Annotated in this window: 14 protein-coding genes; 3 read left to right on the top strand and 11 right to left on the bottom strand. The window is 74.9% G+C overall.

Features of this window, described 5'->3' with window-relative positions; all coding sequences use genetic code 11:
• Positions 1-193 precede the first annotated feature (193 nt).
• Entirely contained in the window at positions 194-1,576 is a 1,383-nt protein-coding gene (locus ACIP82_RS03445; RefSeq protein WP_400650420.1) for a condensation domain-containing protein, read from the top strand.
• 83 nt (positions 1,577-1,659) lie between these two features.
• On the opposite strand, the gene ACIP82_RS03450 is transcribed toward ACIP82_RS03445, so the two are convergent.
• From ACIP82_RS03450 to ACIP82_RS03470, 5 genes are all read right to left on the bottom strand, one after another.
• Positions 1,660-2,250 (bottom strand): hypothetical protein, encoded by a 591-nt coding sequence (locus tag ACIP82_RS03450; protein ID WP_363604931.1) that lies wholly within the window; start codon positions 2,248-2,250, stop codon positions 1,660-1,662.
• Complete coding sequence (locus tag ACIP82_RS03455) at positions 2,247-3,731, bottom strand: DUF58 domain-containing protein (protein ID WP_400650423.1); 1,485 nt, start codon at positions 3,729-3,731, stop codon at positions 2,247-2,249. The genes ACIP82_RS03450 and ACIP82_RS03455 overlap by 4 nt, the downstream gene beginning before the upstream one ends.
• Positions 3,728-4,813 carry an AAA family ATPase gene (locus ACIP82_RS03460; RefSeq protein WP_400650426.1) on the bottom strand — a complete coding sequence of 362 codons (1,086 nt, stop codon included), beginning with the start codon at positions 4,811-4,813 and terminating at the stop codon, positions 3,728-3,730. The genes ACIP82_RS03455 and ACIP82_RS03460 overlap by 4 nt, the downstream gene beginning before the upstream one ends.
• A 64-nt stretch (positions 4,814-4,877) precedes the next feature.
• On the bottom strand, positions 4,878-5,429 hold the full coding sequence (locus ACIP82_RS03465; protein WP_363604934.1) for a hypothetical protein: 552 nt from the start codon (positions 5,427-5,429) through the stop codon (positions 4,878-4,880).
• On the bottom strand, positions 5,426-6,421 hold the full coding sequence (locus tag ACIP82_RS03470) for a DUF4129 domain-containing protein (RefSeq protein ID WP_400650429.1): 996 nt from the start codon (positions 6,419-6,421) through the stop codon (positions 5,426-5,428). Before ACIP82_RS03470 ends, ACIP82_RS03465 begins: the two co-directional genes overlap by 4 nt.
• Positions 6,422-6,586: 165 nt before the next feature.
• On the opposite strand from ACIP82_RS03470, the gene ACIP82_RS03475 reads away from it, so the two are divergent.
• The gene (locus ACIP82_RS03475; RefSeq protein WP_400650432.1) at positions 6,587-7,537 is read left to right on the top strand and encodes an NAD-dependent epimerase/dehydratase family protein; all 951 of its coding nucleotides are present in this window, start codon (positions 6,587-6,589) and stop codon (positions 7,535-7,537) included.
• Positions 7,538-7,631: 94 nt separating this feature from the next.
• Here the strand turns inward: ACIP82_RS03475 and ACIP82_RS03480 are convergent, their stop codons facing one another.
• The 5 genes from ACIP82_RS03480 to ACIP82_RS03500 form a co-directional block, all read right to left on the bottom strand.
• Positions 7,632-9,158, bottom strand: a complete 1,527-nt coding sequence (locus ACIP82_RS03480) for a M1 family metallopeptidase (RefSeq protein WP_400650434.1) — start codon at positions 9,156-9,158, stop codon at positions 7,632-7,634.
• Positions 9,159-9,318: 160 nt separating this feature from the next.
• On the bottom strand, positions 9,319-10,191 hold the full coding sequence (locus ACIP82_RS03485) for a sulfurtransferase (protein ID WP_363604949.1): 873 nt from the start codon (positions 10,189-10,191) through the stop codon (positions 9,319-9,321).
• Between the two features lie 149 nt (positions 10,192-10,340).
• Positions 10,341-12,065 carry a family 20 glycosylhydrolase gene (locus ACIP82_RS03490; RefSeq protein ID WP_400650436.1) on the bottom strand — a complete coding sequence of 575 codons (1,725 nt, stop codon included), beginning with the start codon at positions 12,063-12,065 and terminating at the stop codon, positions 10,341-10,343.
• A 139-nt stretch (positions 12,066-12,204) separates the two neighbouring features.
• Positions 12,205-12,540: a hypothetical protein gene (locus tag ACIP82_RS03495; RefSeq protein ID WP_400650438.1), complete on the bottom strand. Its 336-nt coding sequence runs from the start codon at positions 12,538-12,540 to the stop codon at positions 12,205-12,207.
• Positions 12,541-12,719: 179 nt separating this feature from the next.
• Positions 12,720-13,583 carry a polysaccharide deacetylase family protein gene (locus tag ACIP82_RS03500; RefSeq protein ID WP_400650440.1) on the bottom strand — a complete coding sequence of 288 codons (864 nt, stop codon included), beginning with the start codon at positions 13,581-13,583 and terminating at the stop codon, positions 12,720-12,722.
• Between the two features lie 207 nt (positions 13,584-13,790).
• On the opposite strand from ACIP82_RS03500, the gene ACIP82_RS03505 reads away from it, so the two are divergent.
• Positions 13,791-14,645: an SAM-dependent methyltransferase gene (locus ACIP82_RS03505; RefSeq protein WP_363604955.1), complete on the top strand. Its 855-nt coding sequence runs from the start codon at positions 13,791-13,793 to the stop codon at positions 14,643-14,645.
• A 70-nt stretch (positions 14,646-14,715) separates the two neighbouring features.
• On the opposite strand, the gene ACIP82_RS03510 is transcribed toward ACIP82_RS03505, so the two are convergent.
• Positions 14,716-15,585, bottom strand: coding sequence for a DNA-formamidopyrimidine glycosylase family protein (locus ACIP82_RS03510; protein WP_363604957.1), 870 nt, complete (start codon positions 15,583-15,585; stop codon positions 14,716-14,718).
• Between the last annotated feature and the right edge of the window lie 92 nt (positions 15,586-15,677).

Genomic DNA, 15,677 nt, shown 5'->3' on the forward strand with positions numbered 1-15,677 from the left:
TCCCGACGCCCGCCGGCCGGTGGTTCGGCCCGCCGAACCACCGGCAGCCGGTGACCCCGGCGGCTCCCGTGCGCGTTCCGAGGCTCGACGCGGGGAGGGCGGTGCGCCACACTCTTGCCCTGGCACCACCCGCGTTTCCCTGGCACCACGCAGCAAGCACCGAGCCCAGAACCGCACATCGGAGAGCCACACGGTGACCACGAGTCAACAGCTGGAGATCACCTTCTCGTCGGGCCGGTCCGGCACCGGACCGGCCACCTGGGGCCAGCAGGCCATCTGGGACGCCGTCGGCAAACTGACCCCGGCGGACGCGCCGAGGTACAACGTCACGGCCTCCTCCCCGCTGGACCCGGGAGTTCCGGTGCCGGTGGTCCTCGACGCGCTCACCCACCTGCTCCACCTGCACGACGGGCTGCACACCCGGCTGCTGCGGGACGACGACGGCCGGCTGCGGCAGACCGTCGACCCGGCGGGGCGGCTGTCCGTGCACACCCGCCACAGCGACGGCGACGCGGCCGAACTCGCCGAAACCGGGCGCCTGTTGCACGACGAGCTGGCGGGGCGGCCGTTCGACTGCGCGACCGAGTGGCCGATCCGCGTCGGCCTGGTCGAATCGGGCGGTCTGGTCCGCCACATGAGCCTGGTCCTCTCGCACACGGCGGTGGACGGCTCGGGCATGAGCCAGGTGGTGATGGACCTGTCCGCGCTCGCCCTGGGCGAACCGGTGGAGGCGATGGCCGAGCGCCGGGCGGCCACCCAACAGCCCCTGGAGGAGGCCGCGTTCCAGGCCTCCGAGCGCGGCCGGCGGCGTGATGCCAACGCCCGGCAGCACTTCCTGCGCAAGCTGCGGCTCGGCCCGCCGCGGCAGTTCCCCGCCCCGGCCGGGGAGCCGCGCCCGTTCCCGAACGCCGTGCTCAGCTCCCCGGCGCTGCTGCGCGCCGTCGAACTGGTCGCCGCCGCCCACCGGGTGAGCTCCTCCTCGGTGCTGCTGGCGGCCGCCGCCGCGATGACGTCCCGGCTCTCGGGCCTGCCGGACGCCACGCTCCAGGTGGTGGTCAGCAACCGCTTCCTGCCCGGGCTGACCCAGGCGGTGAGCACGGTGGCGGGCGAGAGCCTGTTCCATCTCGCGGACGCCGGAAAGGAGTTCGGGGATGTCGTCCGACGCACCCACGCCGCGTCGATCGCCACCTACCGGCACGCCTACTACGACCAGACCCTGCGGGACGAGGACATCGCCCGCCTCCGCGCCGAGCACGGCCCGACGGCCGACCGCTCCTGCGTCTTCAACGACACCCGCGAGCTGGCCCCGCCCGCGCCCGCCGGCGGCGAGGCCGCCCCACCGGCCGCCCCGGAACCGCTCGCCCTGGCCAGGGCCCGCACCACCCTCGACTGGCCGGTCGAGTTCGAGCCGCGCCCCGGCCTCTCCTACGCCCTGGACGCCCTCCGGACCGCGGACGCCCTGCGACTCGCGATGACGGCGGACGCCTCGGTCCTCCCCCGTCCCACGATGGAGCGCTTCCTGCGCGGCATCGAGGACCTGATCCTCACCGAGGCCGCCGCCCTCGGCCACGACTGAGACCGGCCCGCCGCCGCCCCCTGGAGCGTCCCGCCCGTTCCGCCCGGTCAATCTGGCCGGCCGGTCCGGGGCGGCGGGCCAGGTCACTCCGGCGGCGGGGTCCCCGCCGTACGGGGCCGCAGTGCCAGACCGGTGCCGATGGCGGCGGCCAGCAGGCCGAGCAGCGCGAAGGGGCGCGACCACTCGCCCGCGGTGGTCGGGACGAACGCGGCCGGCAGGACCAGGGCGGACGCGGCGACCGCCGTGAGGGCGTGCGCCGGCCGGGGGCCGCGGCGGTCCGGGCCGAAGGCGTCGACGAGCAGCAGATAGCCGGTGAGCAGGACGGTCACCGCCACGGCCGGCCAGAGCGACGGTTCGCCGGAGCACGCCAGCAGGACGGACCCGACCGCGAGCACGGTGGTGCGCTGCCCGGCGAACCGGGCGGGCCAGGTGGTCGCCGGGCGCGCCGGGCCGGCGGGCGGTGCGGCGGCCCAGACGGCGAGAACGGCGGCGGCCGCCACGGCGGCGGGCCCGCCCCGGTCCAGTACGCCGCCCGGGGCGCCGTCCACTCCGCAGGCGGCGACCGCCAGGGCGGCGCCGGTGCAGCGCAGGGCGGTCTGCTCGATCCACGGGGCCCACGAGGGCGAGGGCCGTACCCCGGGGGCGAGCCCGGCGTCGGCGGTGGTCTCGGTCATCGGGCCCCTCCTCGGATCCGGCGGCGCAGCAGTGGGGCGAGCGCCAGGTCGAGCGCCTCGCCCGGGGTGTACCGGGCCACCGGAATTCCCCGGCCGCGCAGGGCGGAGCGCATCGCCTCGCGCTCGGCGTGCCAGAGCCGCAGGGCCAGGGCGCCGACCTCGTCCCCGGGCTCCACCGTCGGCTCGCCCGCCGGGATCTCCACCACGACGAGCGGGTTGCCGCGGTCGCTGACCCGGCCGAGCACCTCCAGGATCCGCTGGTCGGCGAGCGAGGTGAACGCGTACACCAGGGCGTGGCCCGGCAGTGCGGGCAGCGGGAGCCGCGGGAGGGCGGGTCCGCGCCGGCGGCGGTCCTGGCGGACCTCCAGCACGGCCTCGACCATCCGGTAGAAGTGCCGGTCCCCGCTGCCCGCGGCGAGCCAGCGCAGCCGGCCGCCGACCGCGATCAGCCCGACCCGGTCGTGGCGGCTCAGGTAGGCGCGGGTCAGCCCGGCGGCCGCGCGCAGGGTCTCGTCCAGGCTCGACAGACCGGTGGCCGGGTCGCGGAAGTCGCTCAGCGCGTCCAGCAGGACGACCGCGTCCGCGGCCCGCTCGGCGGCGAACTGGTTGATCTGGATGCTGTCGCGGCGGGTGGTGGACGGCCAGTGGATGCGCCGCTGGCGCTCGCCCGGGACGTACGGGCGGACGCCGATCACCTCGACGCCGGTGCCGTCGTGCGCCGTGGTGTGCTCGCCGATCCGCTCCGGGAGGCGGACCGGGACGGGGGTGAGCCGGGCCGCACCGGGCACCGGGAAGACGTCCACCGCGCCGAGCTCGGTCCGGACGGTCCGCCGGGTCAGGCCCCCGGTGTCGTAGACGTCGAGGTCGACGCTGCCCAGCGTCCAGCGGCCCCAGCGGTCGGCCCGCAGGCCGAGGTCGACCCCGGCGCGGCCGACGGCCACGGACTCCAGGGTCAGCCCCGGACCGAGGGCGACGGTGGGGTCTAGCGGGCCGATCTCCCCGTCGTGCTCCACGGTGATCCGGACGGTGATCCGCTCGCCCTCGAAGCAGCGGCGCGGCTCGGCCGTGCCCACGGTGGCGAGCCGGGTCGGCCTGTCGCGCCCGGGGGCCGCCAGGGCGAGCAGCACGGCGGGACCGGCCGCGAGGGCCAGCAGCCAGGCGTGTCCGGTGGCCAGCGCGGCGGCGGCCGCGACGGCGGCCACGGTGAGCAGGCGCAGGGTCCGCTCACCGGCCCGCCAGTGCGGGGAGGGCGGGGTGCTCGGCAGGCCGGCCGGCGCCGCCTCGGCGCTCCGGGCCAGGATCCGGGCGGTACGCAGGTCGGCGTCCCGGTCGGCGTCCCAGCCGGTCCGGCGGTCGCCGCGCGGTTCGAGGCGGCGGCCTGGGCGGAGGCCGGTGCGGAAGCCGGTGCGCCGGGCGCCGGGGCCCGGTGGACCTCCCTCCGCCGGCGCGGCGAGTCGGCGGACGGGGCGCCCGGCGCTCACCGCGGCCCGTCCGGCAGCCGATCCGACGACCGGGTGTCCGCGCTCCCGGCCGCGCGCGGCAGGGTCTGCGGGGCCGGAACGGACGCGACCAGGCGGGCCAGGACGTCGTCCGCCTCGATCTGGCGCACCCACAGTTCGGGCTTGAGCGTGATGCGGTGGGCGAGGGCGGGGACGGCGACCGCCTTGACGTCCTCCGGGGTCAGGAAGTCACGGCCCTCCAGCATCGCGCGGGCCCGGGCCAGCTGCACCAGCGCGAGACCCCCGCGCGGCGAGGCGCCGACCTGGATCTGCTGGTCGTTGCGGGTGGCGTCGATCAGCGCGACCACGTACTCGACCAGGTCGTCGTCGACCTCGACCTGCTCCAGCGCGGCCCGCATGGCGAGCAGTTCGGCGGCGGAGCCGATGGTCTCCAGCACCGGCTCGGGGGCCGCCCGGTCCAGCCGGGCCCGCAGCATCGCGGCCTCCAGGCCGGTGGAGAGGTATCCCATCCGCACCCGCAGCAGGAAGCGGTCGAGCTGGGCCTCCGGCAGGCTGTAGGTGCCCTCGTACTCGATCGGGTTGGCGGTGGCGATCACCACGAACGGCTCCGGCAGCCGGCGGGTGGCGCCGTCGACGGAGACCTGTCCCTCGGCCATCGCCTCCAGCAGCGCGGCCTGGGTCTTCGGCGGGGTGCGGTTGATCTCGTCGGCCAGCAGCAGCTGGGTGAAGAGCGGGCCCGGCCGGAAGACCATCTCACCGCTGCTCCGGTCGTAGAACGGCGCACCGGAGACGTCCGAGGGCAGCAGGTCGGGGGTGAACTGGATCCGGCGGAAGTCGAGGCCGAGGGTGGTCGCGAAGGAGCGCGCCAGCAGGGTCTTGCCGAGCCCGGGCAGGTCCTCGATCAGGACGTGTCCGCCGGCCAGCACCCCGAACATGACCAGTCGGAGCGCCTCGGGCTTGCCGACCACGGCCCGTTCGATCTCCGCCACCACCGCGTTGGCGCGCTTCCCGGCCTGCTGCGGCGTCAGCGCGGGCCGGCCGGCGGGGCTGTCCGGGGCGTGGTCGGCGCCCGGGTCGACGGGGGCCTGGGGAACGGCGGTCATGGCTCTCCTGAGGGGCGATGGGTCGGTGCGGGCGGCCGCCGGGGGTGCGGCGACTGCGCGGTGGCTACAGGGATTCGAGACGGTCGACCAGGGCGCGGACGACCGGTTCGGGGAAGATCTCGGCCGGTGCCGGGCGGCTCGGATCGATCCAGGGCCAGAGCCCGGCGCCGATCAGCGCGGCGGCCCGGTCGCGGTCGTCTGTGAGTGAGAGCCCGTGCCGCTCCGACAGCCGGGCGGCGAACAGCCGTTGGAGCCGGCCGCGCAACGGCCCGCCGTCGCCCTGCGGGTCGAGCCCGTGGCGGACGGTCCAGTGCCAGTCGCCGAGCCCGGGCTCCCGCGCGTCCATCACCCGCTGACGGCTGCGCAGGCCCACGTCCAGGAAGCCCGCCCCGGCGACGTACCGGCCGGTCACCAGGGCGGCGACGGCCATCAGCACCGCTCCGGCGCCGGCCGCGGCCACCCCGCCGACCAGGGCGAACAGGATCTCGGCCGCGACGGCGACGAGCCCCAGCTCGATCAGGCTGTGCCGGACGGAACCGGGTGCGGCCAGGCCGTCGTGGTCCGGGCCGTCCCCCGGCCGGGCGGGACCGGCGCTCCGGGCGGGATCTGTGCTCATCGACGGCTCCCGGTCGGGTCGGTGGGGCCCGCGCCGGCCGTACCGGCGGCCGGCCGGTCCGCCAGGCGGTCGGCGATGGTGTCGAGGGCCGTCCTGGCCCGGCGTACCTGGCTGTCGTCCATCGGGTGGGTCGAGTACCTGGCCTCGTGGAACAGCGCGGTGAGGGCGCGTGCCTGGACCGGGTCGACCCGGTCGTCCGCCACCGCCCGTTCCAGCAGCTCGGTCGGGCTGTCGGAGGCGTGGCGGGCGACACCGGAGGCCGCCAGCGAGCCCTCCATCGCGGCGTAGCAGGCGATCACCGCGGCCCGGGCGTCGCCGCCGCGCAACGCGCGCCGTCCGGTGGCGACGGCCTCGGCGAGGACGTCCTCGGCGCGCGCCGGGCCGACGGCCGGCGCGGTCCGCGACCCGGGCCCGGGGAGGCGCAGCCGCCGCCACCCCCGCACCAGGGCGGCCACCAGCACGGCCGCCACCACCGCGGCCAGGACGACCAGCAGGACGACGGCCAGGTTCACCGTGCCCGATGCCTCGGGCGCCGGCGGCGGTGGCGGCGTCGGTACCGGCGTGGCCGTCCAGGGCCCCAGGCCGGTCAGGGGCGCATCGGCGACCGGCCCGCCGGTGGTGGTCCGGTTGTGGAAGACGAACAGCAGCACCGGCACGGCGACGGTCCCGCCCGCCAGCAGCACGACGGCGGCCGTCCGCAGGCGTTCGGCCCATGGCGTCGGCCCGGTCAGCCGGCGGACCTCCTCGCGGAGGCCGGAGGCGAAGCGGCCGACGACGATCACCCAGCCGAGGGCGAGCAGGACGACGAACCCGATGCTGCCGAGCGGCGGTTCGGTGCCCGTCCCCAGCAGTCCGCCGTCCGGCCGGAGCGCCGAGGCGGCGACCACCAGGCCGACGACGACCAGCAGGACGCCCGGCACCCGCGCGCTCCCCTGCCGGTGGCCGCCACGCCGGGACCGCCGGGGCGTGCTCGGCGGTACGTCGTCGTTCATGCGGTGCCCCCGGTCCCCTCCGCCACACGCTTGATCACGCGCCGGTGCAGCGTCGCACACCGACTTTCGCCCTGTCATCCTTCCCGCGGCGTACGACTTTCCGGGTAGCGGCCGGACCGCCGGACGCGTCGACACGGCCGCGCCGGTGCCGCTACCGTCGGCGCCATGCGAATCCTCGTCCTGGGCGGCACCTCCTTCGTCGGCCGCGCGATCGTCGACGACGCCCTGCGCACCGGCGCCGAGGTCACCCTGTTCACCCGGGGCCGGACCGGCCGCGACCTGTTCCCCGCCGCCGCCCGGCTGATCGGCGACCGCGACACCGGCGACTACGCGGCCCTGGGCACCGGCCGCTGGGACGCCGTGGTCGACGTGAGCGGGTATCTGCCGCGCCACGTCGGGCAGGCGATGGACGCGCTCGGCGACCGGGTCGGCCGGTACCTGTTCATCTCCAGCCAGGCGGTGTACACCCGCACCGGTCCGGGCTCGGACGAGTCCACCCCGCGCCGCGCCCCGGTGCGCGACACCGAGGAGCTGAGCGAGGACACCTACGGCCCGCTCAAGGCGGCCTGCGAGGACGACGTGACCGCCCGGTACGGCGGCCGGGCGACGATCGTGCGGCCCGGCAAGGTCGCCGGCCCCCACGACCCGCAGTCCGGGCTCACCTACTGGGTGCGGCGGGCCGCGCGCGGTGGCCGGGTCGCGCTGCCCGGCCGGCCCGAGCAGCCGGTCCAGCTCGTCGACTCCCGCGACCTCGCCCGGCTGGTGGTCCGTCTGCTGGAGGACGACCGCCCCGGGGCCTTCCACGCCGTCGGCCCGGCCGAACCGACCACCCTGGCCGGGCTGATCACCACCTGCGCCGAGGTGGCGGGCGCCCAGGTCGAGATCGTCCCCGTCCCGGCCGACACCGCGCCCCCGTTCTTCCCGCTCGTCCACGCCGAACCGCTCTGGCCGGCCCAGCGGCGCAGCCCGGCCCGCGCCCGCGCCGCCGGCCTGCCCGCCACCCCGCTCGCCGTGACCGCCGCCGACGTCCTGGCCTGGGACCGCGCCCGCGGCGAGCCGCCCCTCGGCCACGGCTTCTCCCCCGAGGACGAGGCCCGCCTCCTCGCCCGCGGCTGACCGGCGCGCTCCCCGCCTGGTCGTACCTCGGCACCACCCCGTCGTGACGGGCACGGTCCGGCCGGACTGTGCCCGTCACATCATCCACAGCCGGTCAGCGGCCGTGGCCGCTCCCGTTGTCGTGCAGCGAGTTGGTCTCCTGGATCTTCTTCCACGACCTGGGCTCCTGCGGCAGCGCCGCCGCCGCGGACGCCGGCCCGGCCGCCGCCTTCGCCGGAGCCCCCGCCGACGGGACCGCCGGCTTGGAGGGCGTGAACAGCCAGGTGGTGAAGAGGTCCCCGAGCTTCTTCCCGGAGATCCGCTCCGCGTACGCCTGGAACTGCTGGACGGTGGCGTTGCCGTAGCGGCGCTCGGTCGGCCAGCCCTTGAGGATCTGGAAGAACTTCTCGTCGCCGACGGTGTTCCGCAGCGCCTGGACGGCCACCGCGCCCCGGTCGTAGACGGCGCTGGAGAACTGGTGGTCCGCGCCCGGGTCGCCCGGCTTGACGGTCCAGAACGCGTCGTTCGCCGGGTAGTAGGAGTACACGTAGTCGGCGATCTCCTGCGCCGTGCCCTCGTTCTCGTGCTCCGACCAGAGCCACTGCGAGTACCGTGCGAAGCCCTCGTTGAGCCAGATGTCGCTCCACCGCTGGACGGAGACGCTGTCCCCGTACCACTGGTGGGCCAGCTCGTGGACGACGACCGAGGTGTTGGCACCGCGCGCGAACTGCGCGGGGCTGTAGAAGATCTGGGTCTGGGTCTCCAGCGCGTAGCCGGTGGGCACGTTGGGCACGTACCCGCCGACCGAGGTGAACGGGTACTCGCCGAAGTAGCCGCTCAGCCAGTCCACCAGTTCGCCGGTGCGCTCGACACTGGCCCGCGCCGCCCCGTCGTTCTCGCCGAGGTCCTTGCTGTACGCGGTGATGACGGGCAGTCCGCTCGGTGTGGTGTCGGTCCTGACATCGAACCGGCCGATCGCCAGGGTGGCCAGATAGGTGGCCTGCGGCTTGGTCTGGCGCCAGTTGTACCGGGTCCAGCCGGCCCGCGAACTCTGCCCGGTGGAGAGGCCGTTGCTGATCACCTGGGTACCGTCCGGCACCAGGACCGACACATCGAAGGTGGCCTTGTCGGTCGGGTGGTCGTTGCTCGGGAACCACCACCAGGCGGCCACCGGCTCGTTCGCCGCGACGCCCCCGTCCGGCGTCCGCAGCCAGGCCGAGTACCCGTCCCGCTCCACCTCCCCCGGCACCCCGGAGTACCGGACGACCACCGTCACCGGGCTCCCCTTGGCGATCGGCCGGTCCGGGGTGATCTCCAGCTCCGCCTCACCGGTGCTGGCGAACCTGGCCGCCCGCCCGTTCACCAGCACCTGCTGGACGTCGAGCACGAAGTCCAGGTTGAACCGGGAGAGGTCCTGCGTGGCCGTGGCCAGAATCGTGGTGGTGCCCTCCAGCAGGTCGGTGGCGGGCTGGTATTTCAGCCGGATGTCGTAGTGCGAGACGTCATATCCGCCGTTGCCGTACGTCGGGTAGTACGGATCCCCGACCCCCGCCGCCCCCGGCGAGGGCGTCGCGGCCGACGCGGGAACGGCCAGGAGCAGAGCGAGAGCGCTGGCAGCAGAGACGATCAGCCTCTTGCGCACGATGGTCCTCCAGGGTTACTGGGACAGTGGGTTGGATCGAACCCTGTCCCAGCGGACCCCCGCTCACGCCTAAGTTATGAGATTTTCATAAGAAGAAACGAGCCGAAACGCTCCCCAGTCGGCCGGCACCCCGTCGCGCCGCCCGGGCCTCGTACCCGGCTCACCCGCCCAGTGTCACCGGTGCCCGGACCAGGGAGCCGTACTCCGTCCACGAGCCGTCGTAGTTCTTGACGTGCGGGTAGCCCAGCAGCTCGGTCAGCGCGAACCAGGTGTGCGCCGACCGCTCGCCGATCCGGCAGTACGCGATCACCTCGCGCTCCTCCTCCACGCCCTTCCCCCCGTACAGGGCGCGCAGTTCGTCCGCCGAGCGGAAGGTGCCGTCGTCGTTGGCCGCCTGCGACCACGGGATGTTCACCGCGCCGGGGATGTGTCCGGGCACCTGCGCCTGCTCCTGCGGCAGGTGCGCCGGCGCCAGCAGCTCGCCCCGGTACTCGGCGGGCGAGCGGACGTCCACCAGCACGACGTCCGAACCGGGCTTGGCGAACACCTCCGCCTTGGTCAGCACCTCGTCGCGCAGCGCCCGCAGCTCGGGGCGCTCCGGGCCGGCCAGCCGGTAGCCGGTGTGCTGGTAGTCCATGACCTCCTGGGTGCGCTCGCGCCCCTCCAGCTCCCACTTCTTGCGCCCGCCGTCCAGCAGCCGCACCGGTCCGAAGCCGCGCAGGCGCAGCAGCCAGTAGGCGTACGCGGCGAACCAGTTGTTGTTGCCGCCGTACAGCACCACGGTGGTGTCGTCCTCCACGCCGGCCGCGCGCAGCAGCGCCTGCACGGCCTCGCGGTCGGCGTAGTCGCGGCCGACCCGGCTGTGCAGGTCGGTGGTCCAGTTCCAGCCGACCGCACCGGGGATGTGGTCCCGGTCGTACGCGGTGGTGTCCTCGTCCACCTCGACGACGCGGATCGTCCCGTCGTCCAGGTGGTGCGCCAGCCACTCGGTGCCGACCAGCGCCTCGGGGTGTGCGTAGCCGTTGCCGGTCATCGCCGCCCTCCTTCACTCTGCGCCCACGGCACGGCCGGGCGCCGGCGTGCTCCGCCACGCGACCGGGCCGGACACTTCGAACCTACGTCCGACCGTCCGCCCCGGCCACCCGCCCCGAAACGCCCTGAACGCCGCCGCACCGCCCACGCCTACCGCGCGGTCACCGGCCAGGGCACCTCCGAGCGCTTCTCGTACCCGAAACCGGCCGCCTCCCAGCGCGCGCCCTCCTCGGCGAGCCGCTGCCGGAACCGCTCCCAGTCGTGGGCGGTCTTCGGGGACCAGCCCAGCTCGGCGATGGCGGGCAGCCGCGGCAGCAGCATCAGGTCCAGCTCGGCGGGGCTGCTCAGGGTCTCCGTCCACAGCGGGGCCTCGACGCCCACGACGGAGCCGGCCGGCAGGGCGGCGTTCAGGGTGTCCGGATCCCAGGAGTAGGCGGACCAGACGTCGACCGTCCCGGCCCAGCGCAGCCCCAGCGGGTACGAGCTGTCGTACTTCATGTCCAGATAGGTCCGGCCCGCCGGGGACATGATCACCTTGGCGCCGCGGCCGGCCGCCTCCCTGACCTCCTGCTCGTGGCCGCCGTTGGCGTCCCAGTACTGCAGCAGCCCGACCCCGCCGGGACCGGCGGCCGCCGCGGTCTGGTTCCAGCCGACCGGGATCTTCCCGGCCGCGACCACCTGGGCGCTCACCCGGCGGACGAACTCCTGGTAGTCGGCGGGCGCCAGCTTCTTCACCTCGTCGCCACCGATGTGCAGATACGGGCCGGGGGTGAGCCGGGCGAGCTCGGCGACCACGTCGCCGGTGAAGGCGAAGACCGCGTCCCCGGTGGGGCAGACCGTGCTGAAGCCGACCTCGATCCCGGTGTACGGCCAGGGCCGCGCGCTGCGGGTGCAGTCCAGCTCGGGGTAGGAGGCGAGCACCGCGTTGCTGTGCCCGGGCAGGTCGATCTCGGGGACGACGGTGAGGAAGCGCTCCTGCGCGTAACGGACGATCTCCTGGTAGTCGGCCGCGGTGTAGAAGCCGCCGGGCGTGCCGCCGACCTCGCTGCTCGCCCCGATCTCGGTGAGGGCGGGCCGGGCGGGGACGGCGATCCGCCAGCCCTGGTCGTCGGTCAGGTGCAGATGCAGGTGGTTGACCTTGTACAGGGCCAGCCGGTCGATGTACCCCTTGACCTCGTCCGGGGTGAAGAAGTGCCGCGCCACGTCGAGCATGGCGCCCCGGTAGGCGTAGCGCGGGTGGTCGTCGATGTCGACGGAGGCGACCGTCCAGTCCGTCCCGTCGGTCACCCGTGACCGGCTCTCGACCTGCGGGGGCAGCAGTTGGCGGAGCGTCTGGGTACCCCGGTAGAGCCCGGCCGGGGTGCGGGCGGCGATCCGGACGGCCGCGGAGTCGGCCGTCAGCCGGTAGCCCTCGTCGCCGGTCTCCTCCGGCATCGCGGGGTCGAGTTCGAGCCGGATGCCCTCGGCCGCCCCCGCCGGAGCGGCGCCCGCCCCGGCCTCCACCGTCAGCGGGAAGCCGGTCGGCCGGCGCAGCGCCTCGGCCAGTTGCTCGGCGACGGCCCGCACCCGTACGGCCTGCTCCTCGGCGCCGCCGGAACCGCCGGCGGCCCCCACCCGGACGACGGTCCGCTCGGAGATCCTGAAGGCCGGGCCCGAACCGGCCGCGACGGACAGCGGCGCAGGGATGATCCGGTCACCGGTACGCGGGCCGCGCGCCGCGGCGGGCGCCGCCGCGCCCCCGTCCGCGTCACCGTCACGGCCGGCACCGCCGATGGCGCGGTGCACGCCGAAACCGGCGGCCGCCAGCGCCAGGACGGCGGCGATGACCAGCAGTCTGCGGGTCCGGGCGGCGAGCCCGGATGTTCGAATCGGCAAGGCCGCTCCCGGTGTCGTCGTGCACGCGACCTGCCCGCGTTCACGGGCGGTTCACCGGAATGGTCTCAACCAATCGCCGCATTGTCGTGAGCTTCGTACGAATTGACGACCCGACGGATCCGGCGATCGCCGGCGCCGCTTACGAGAACCTGACCGAGCGGACCAGCAGCCGGCTCCCCGCCTGCCCGCCCGGCCGCAGAACGTACGAGTCGCCACCCCGGCAGTCGAAGCCGGCGTAGACGGTCGCCGCCGCGTTGGTGCGGTTGCTGGGCGTGTACGCCGCCTCCTCCTCGGTGGCCTCCGGCACCTTGACGCACTCGCCGCTGCGCGGGTCGAACAGCGCGCCGAGCTGCTCGCCCAGGGCGTTCCGGTACTTGTAGCGGAACTCGCCGCCCGCGGCGTCGGCGGAGACGGGGACGGCGAGAACGAGGGCGAGCGCGCTGGCGGCGGCGAGCACGGCGTTGCGGAGACGCATGTGGGGTGGCCCTTTCAGGGCGGTACTCGGCGGTACCTGGGGAATTGATGCGTTATCACCCTAGGGGCCCAAAAACTGCGGAAACGATCCTGCCTATCCACTCTTTCGGGTGGTTCAAGCCCAAAAGCCGCTACTGGGCGTCTCCGTACTCGCACCCCATTCCGACGAGAAACCGCACCTCAGCCCGCCGGTGCGGTGAAGGAGTACCCGGAGTCGATCAGCGCCGGCAGATACGCCTTCAGCGCCGCCACCGTCTGCGAACGGTCCCCGCCACCGTCGTGGTTGAGCACGATCGCGCCCGGCCGGACACCCTTCAGCACCCGGCTGGTGATCACGTCCGCTCCCGGCTCGGCCCAGTCCGTCGGGTCCACGGTCCAGGCCATCGACCGCATCCCCAGTTCCGCACTGACCTTGAGCGTGACCGGCGCCCAGTCCCCGCCGGGGGCGCGGAACCAGGTCGGCGCCTTGCCGGTGATCCGGTGGATCAGGTCGGAGGTGCGCCCCAACTCGTCGCGCACCTTCTCCTCCGACAGGTGCCGCAGGTCGGGGTGGGTCCAGGTGTGGTTGCCGATGTGGTGACCCCGGGCGACGGTCTCCTGTACCAGTCCGGGGTTTTCCGCCGCGTTCTCGCCGATCAGGAAGAACGTGGCCCTGATCCCGTACTGCTGCAGCAGCGCCAGCACGGCCGGCGTGTGGCGCGGGTGCGGGCCGTCGTCGATGGTGAGGGCGACCACCCTCCGCTCCGGGCCCAGTTCGAACACCGGCCGCTGTTCCGCCGCCGTGAGCACCTGCCCGGCGGCCGGGGCGAGGGCGGGTGGGACGAGTCCGGGCGGGGCGAGCTCGGGCGGGGCGAGGGCGGCCGAACCCCCGTCGGGTGGAGCACCGGTGGGCGGCGGGGACGCGCCCGGCGCCCCGCCCACCCCGGCCACCCGCGCGGGAGGAGCGGCCGCCCCGGTAGTCGGCGCGGCGGCCCCGTCGCCGTCCAGCGGGCCACGGCAGCCGGCGACCTCGACCAGCGACATTCCCGCCGCGGCCAGTAACAATCTGCGCGAAATAGTATGACGATCAGACAACATGCTGAATGCTTCCCCCGCGAACCGCCCCACCTCCCACGGGCAACCCCGACGGCCCTCAGCACCACCCCGACGGCCCAAGCGCGTACCGATCCGCAGACCGCGTGACCCCGGGCACATCGGGACCGCTACGCTGACCTCTCCCAGTGTGATGATCTGTCTTCAGAGGACGTGGCCATGACGACAAGTCAGGACTTCTCCGACCAGCGCGACAATGACCCCGCCGAGCTGAGCCAGTGGGAACGTTTCGGCGTCGACACCAACGCCCCGCACTCCGCACGCGTCTACGACTACTGGCTGGGCGGCAAGACCAACTTCCCGCCGGACCGCGCCATGGGCCAGGCCATCGAGCAGGCGGTTCCGAGCGTCAAGGCGATGGCCAAGGAGAACCGGGCCTTTCAGGGCCGCGCCGTCCGCTACCTGGCCCGGGAGCAGGGCATCCGCCAGTTCCTCGACCTCGGGACGGGCATCCCCACCTCGCCCAACACCCACGAGATCGCCGAGTCGGTCAGCCCCGGCACCCGTGTGGTCTACGTCGACAACGACCCGATCGTGCTGGCCCACGCCCGGGCGCTGATGGTCAGCACCCCGGCCAGCCGCACCACGTACATCCACGCCGACCTGGGCAAGCCCACCGAGCTGTTCGCCGACTCGGCGCTGACCGCGACGCTGGACCTCGACCAGCCGGTCGGGCTGCTGATGATCGCCGTCCTGATGCTGGTCGCCGACGAGGACGACCCGTGGGGCAAGGTCGCCGAGCTGCGCGACGCCCTGCCGTCCGGCAGCTGCCTCGCGCTCACCCACCCCACCCAGGACTTCGACCCGGAGAGCGTGGCCAAGGTCGCCGCCGCGGCCCGCCAGGGCGGCATGACCCTCGTCCCGCGCACCCGCGACGAGGTCGCCCGGTTCTTCGACGGCTGGGAGCTGATCGAGCCCGGCGTCGCCCCCGTCATGGCCTGGCGCCCGGACGGCGAGCCGCCGGCCGACCCGACCGCCGCCTACTACTGGGGCGGGGTCGCCCGGAAGAGGTAGGGCGCGTCCGGCCCGGCCCAGGCACCCCGCCTGCGCCGGGCCCACCCCGGCCCGCCGCCCGCCCGGCCCGCTACTTCAGCAGCCGCGACAGCCGCCGGTCCGCGAGCGGTCTGCCGCCGGTCTGGCAGGTCGGGCAGTACTGCAGTGCGGAGTCGGCGAACGACACCTCGCGCACGGTGTCCCCGCAGACCGGGCAGGGCTGCCCGGCCCGGCCGTGCACCCGCAGGCCGAGTTTCTTCTCCGCCTTCAGCTCCCCCGCCGCCAGCCCGCGCGACCGCTCCACCGCCTCGCGCAGGGTCGACCCGAGCGCCTCGTACAGCCGGGCCGTCTCCTCCGGCGTCAGGCTCGACGCCAGTTTGTACGGCGACATCCGTGCCGCGTGCAGCACCTCGTCCGAGTAGGCGTTGCCCACGCCCGCCAGCACGCTCTGGTCGCGCAGGACGCCCTTGAGCCGGCGCCGCTCGCCGCTCAGCAGGGCCGTGAAGGCCTCCAGGGTGAAGGCCAGGTCCAGCGGGTCCGGGCCGAGCCGGGCGACACCGGGCACCTCGGCCGGGTCCTGCACCACGTACACCGCCAGGCCCTTCCTGGTGCCCGCCTCGGTGAGGTCGAAGCCGTCGCCGGCCGGGCCGGCCAGGCGGACCCGTAGGGCGAGCGGGTTCTTCGGGCCGGGGCGCGGGGGCTCGGCGGGCAGGCTGTCCTTCCAGCGCAGCCAGCCGGCCCGGGCGAGGTGGACCACCAGGTGCAGGCCGCCCGCCTCGATGTCCAGGAACTTGCCGTGCCGGGTCACCGGGCCGACCGTCCGCCCCTCCAGCGCCGTCACCGGCGGGTCGTAGGTCTTGAGGACGCTGATCGCCACCGGCTGCACCCGGGCGACGACGCGCCCGGTCAGTCGCTCGGACAGAAAGGCGCTGAGGGCCTCGACCTCGGGCAGCTCCGGCATGGGCCCAGTCTCGCGCGGCCGCGCCCGCATTGCCCGCCGGCGGCCGACGGGCGCAGGCTGGAGGTGCCCGGAGGGCCGGGCAGAAGGAGGTC

This window comes from Kitasatospora sp. NPDC088548 (assembly GCF_044753005.1).
In the GTDB taxonomy this organism is placed as follows: Bacteria; Actinomycetota; Actinomycetes; order Streptomycetales; family Streptomycetaceae; genus Kitasatospora.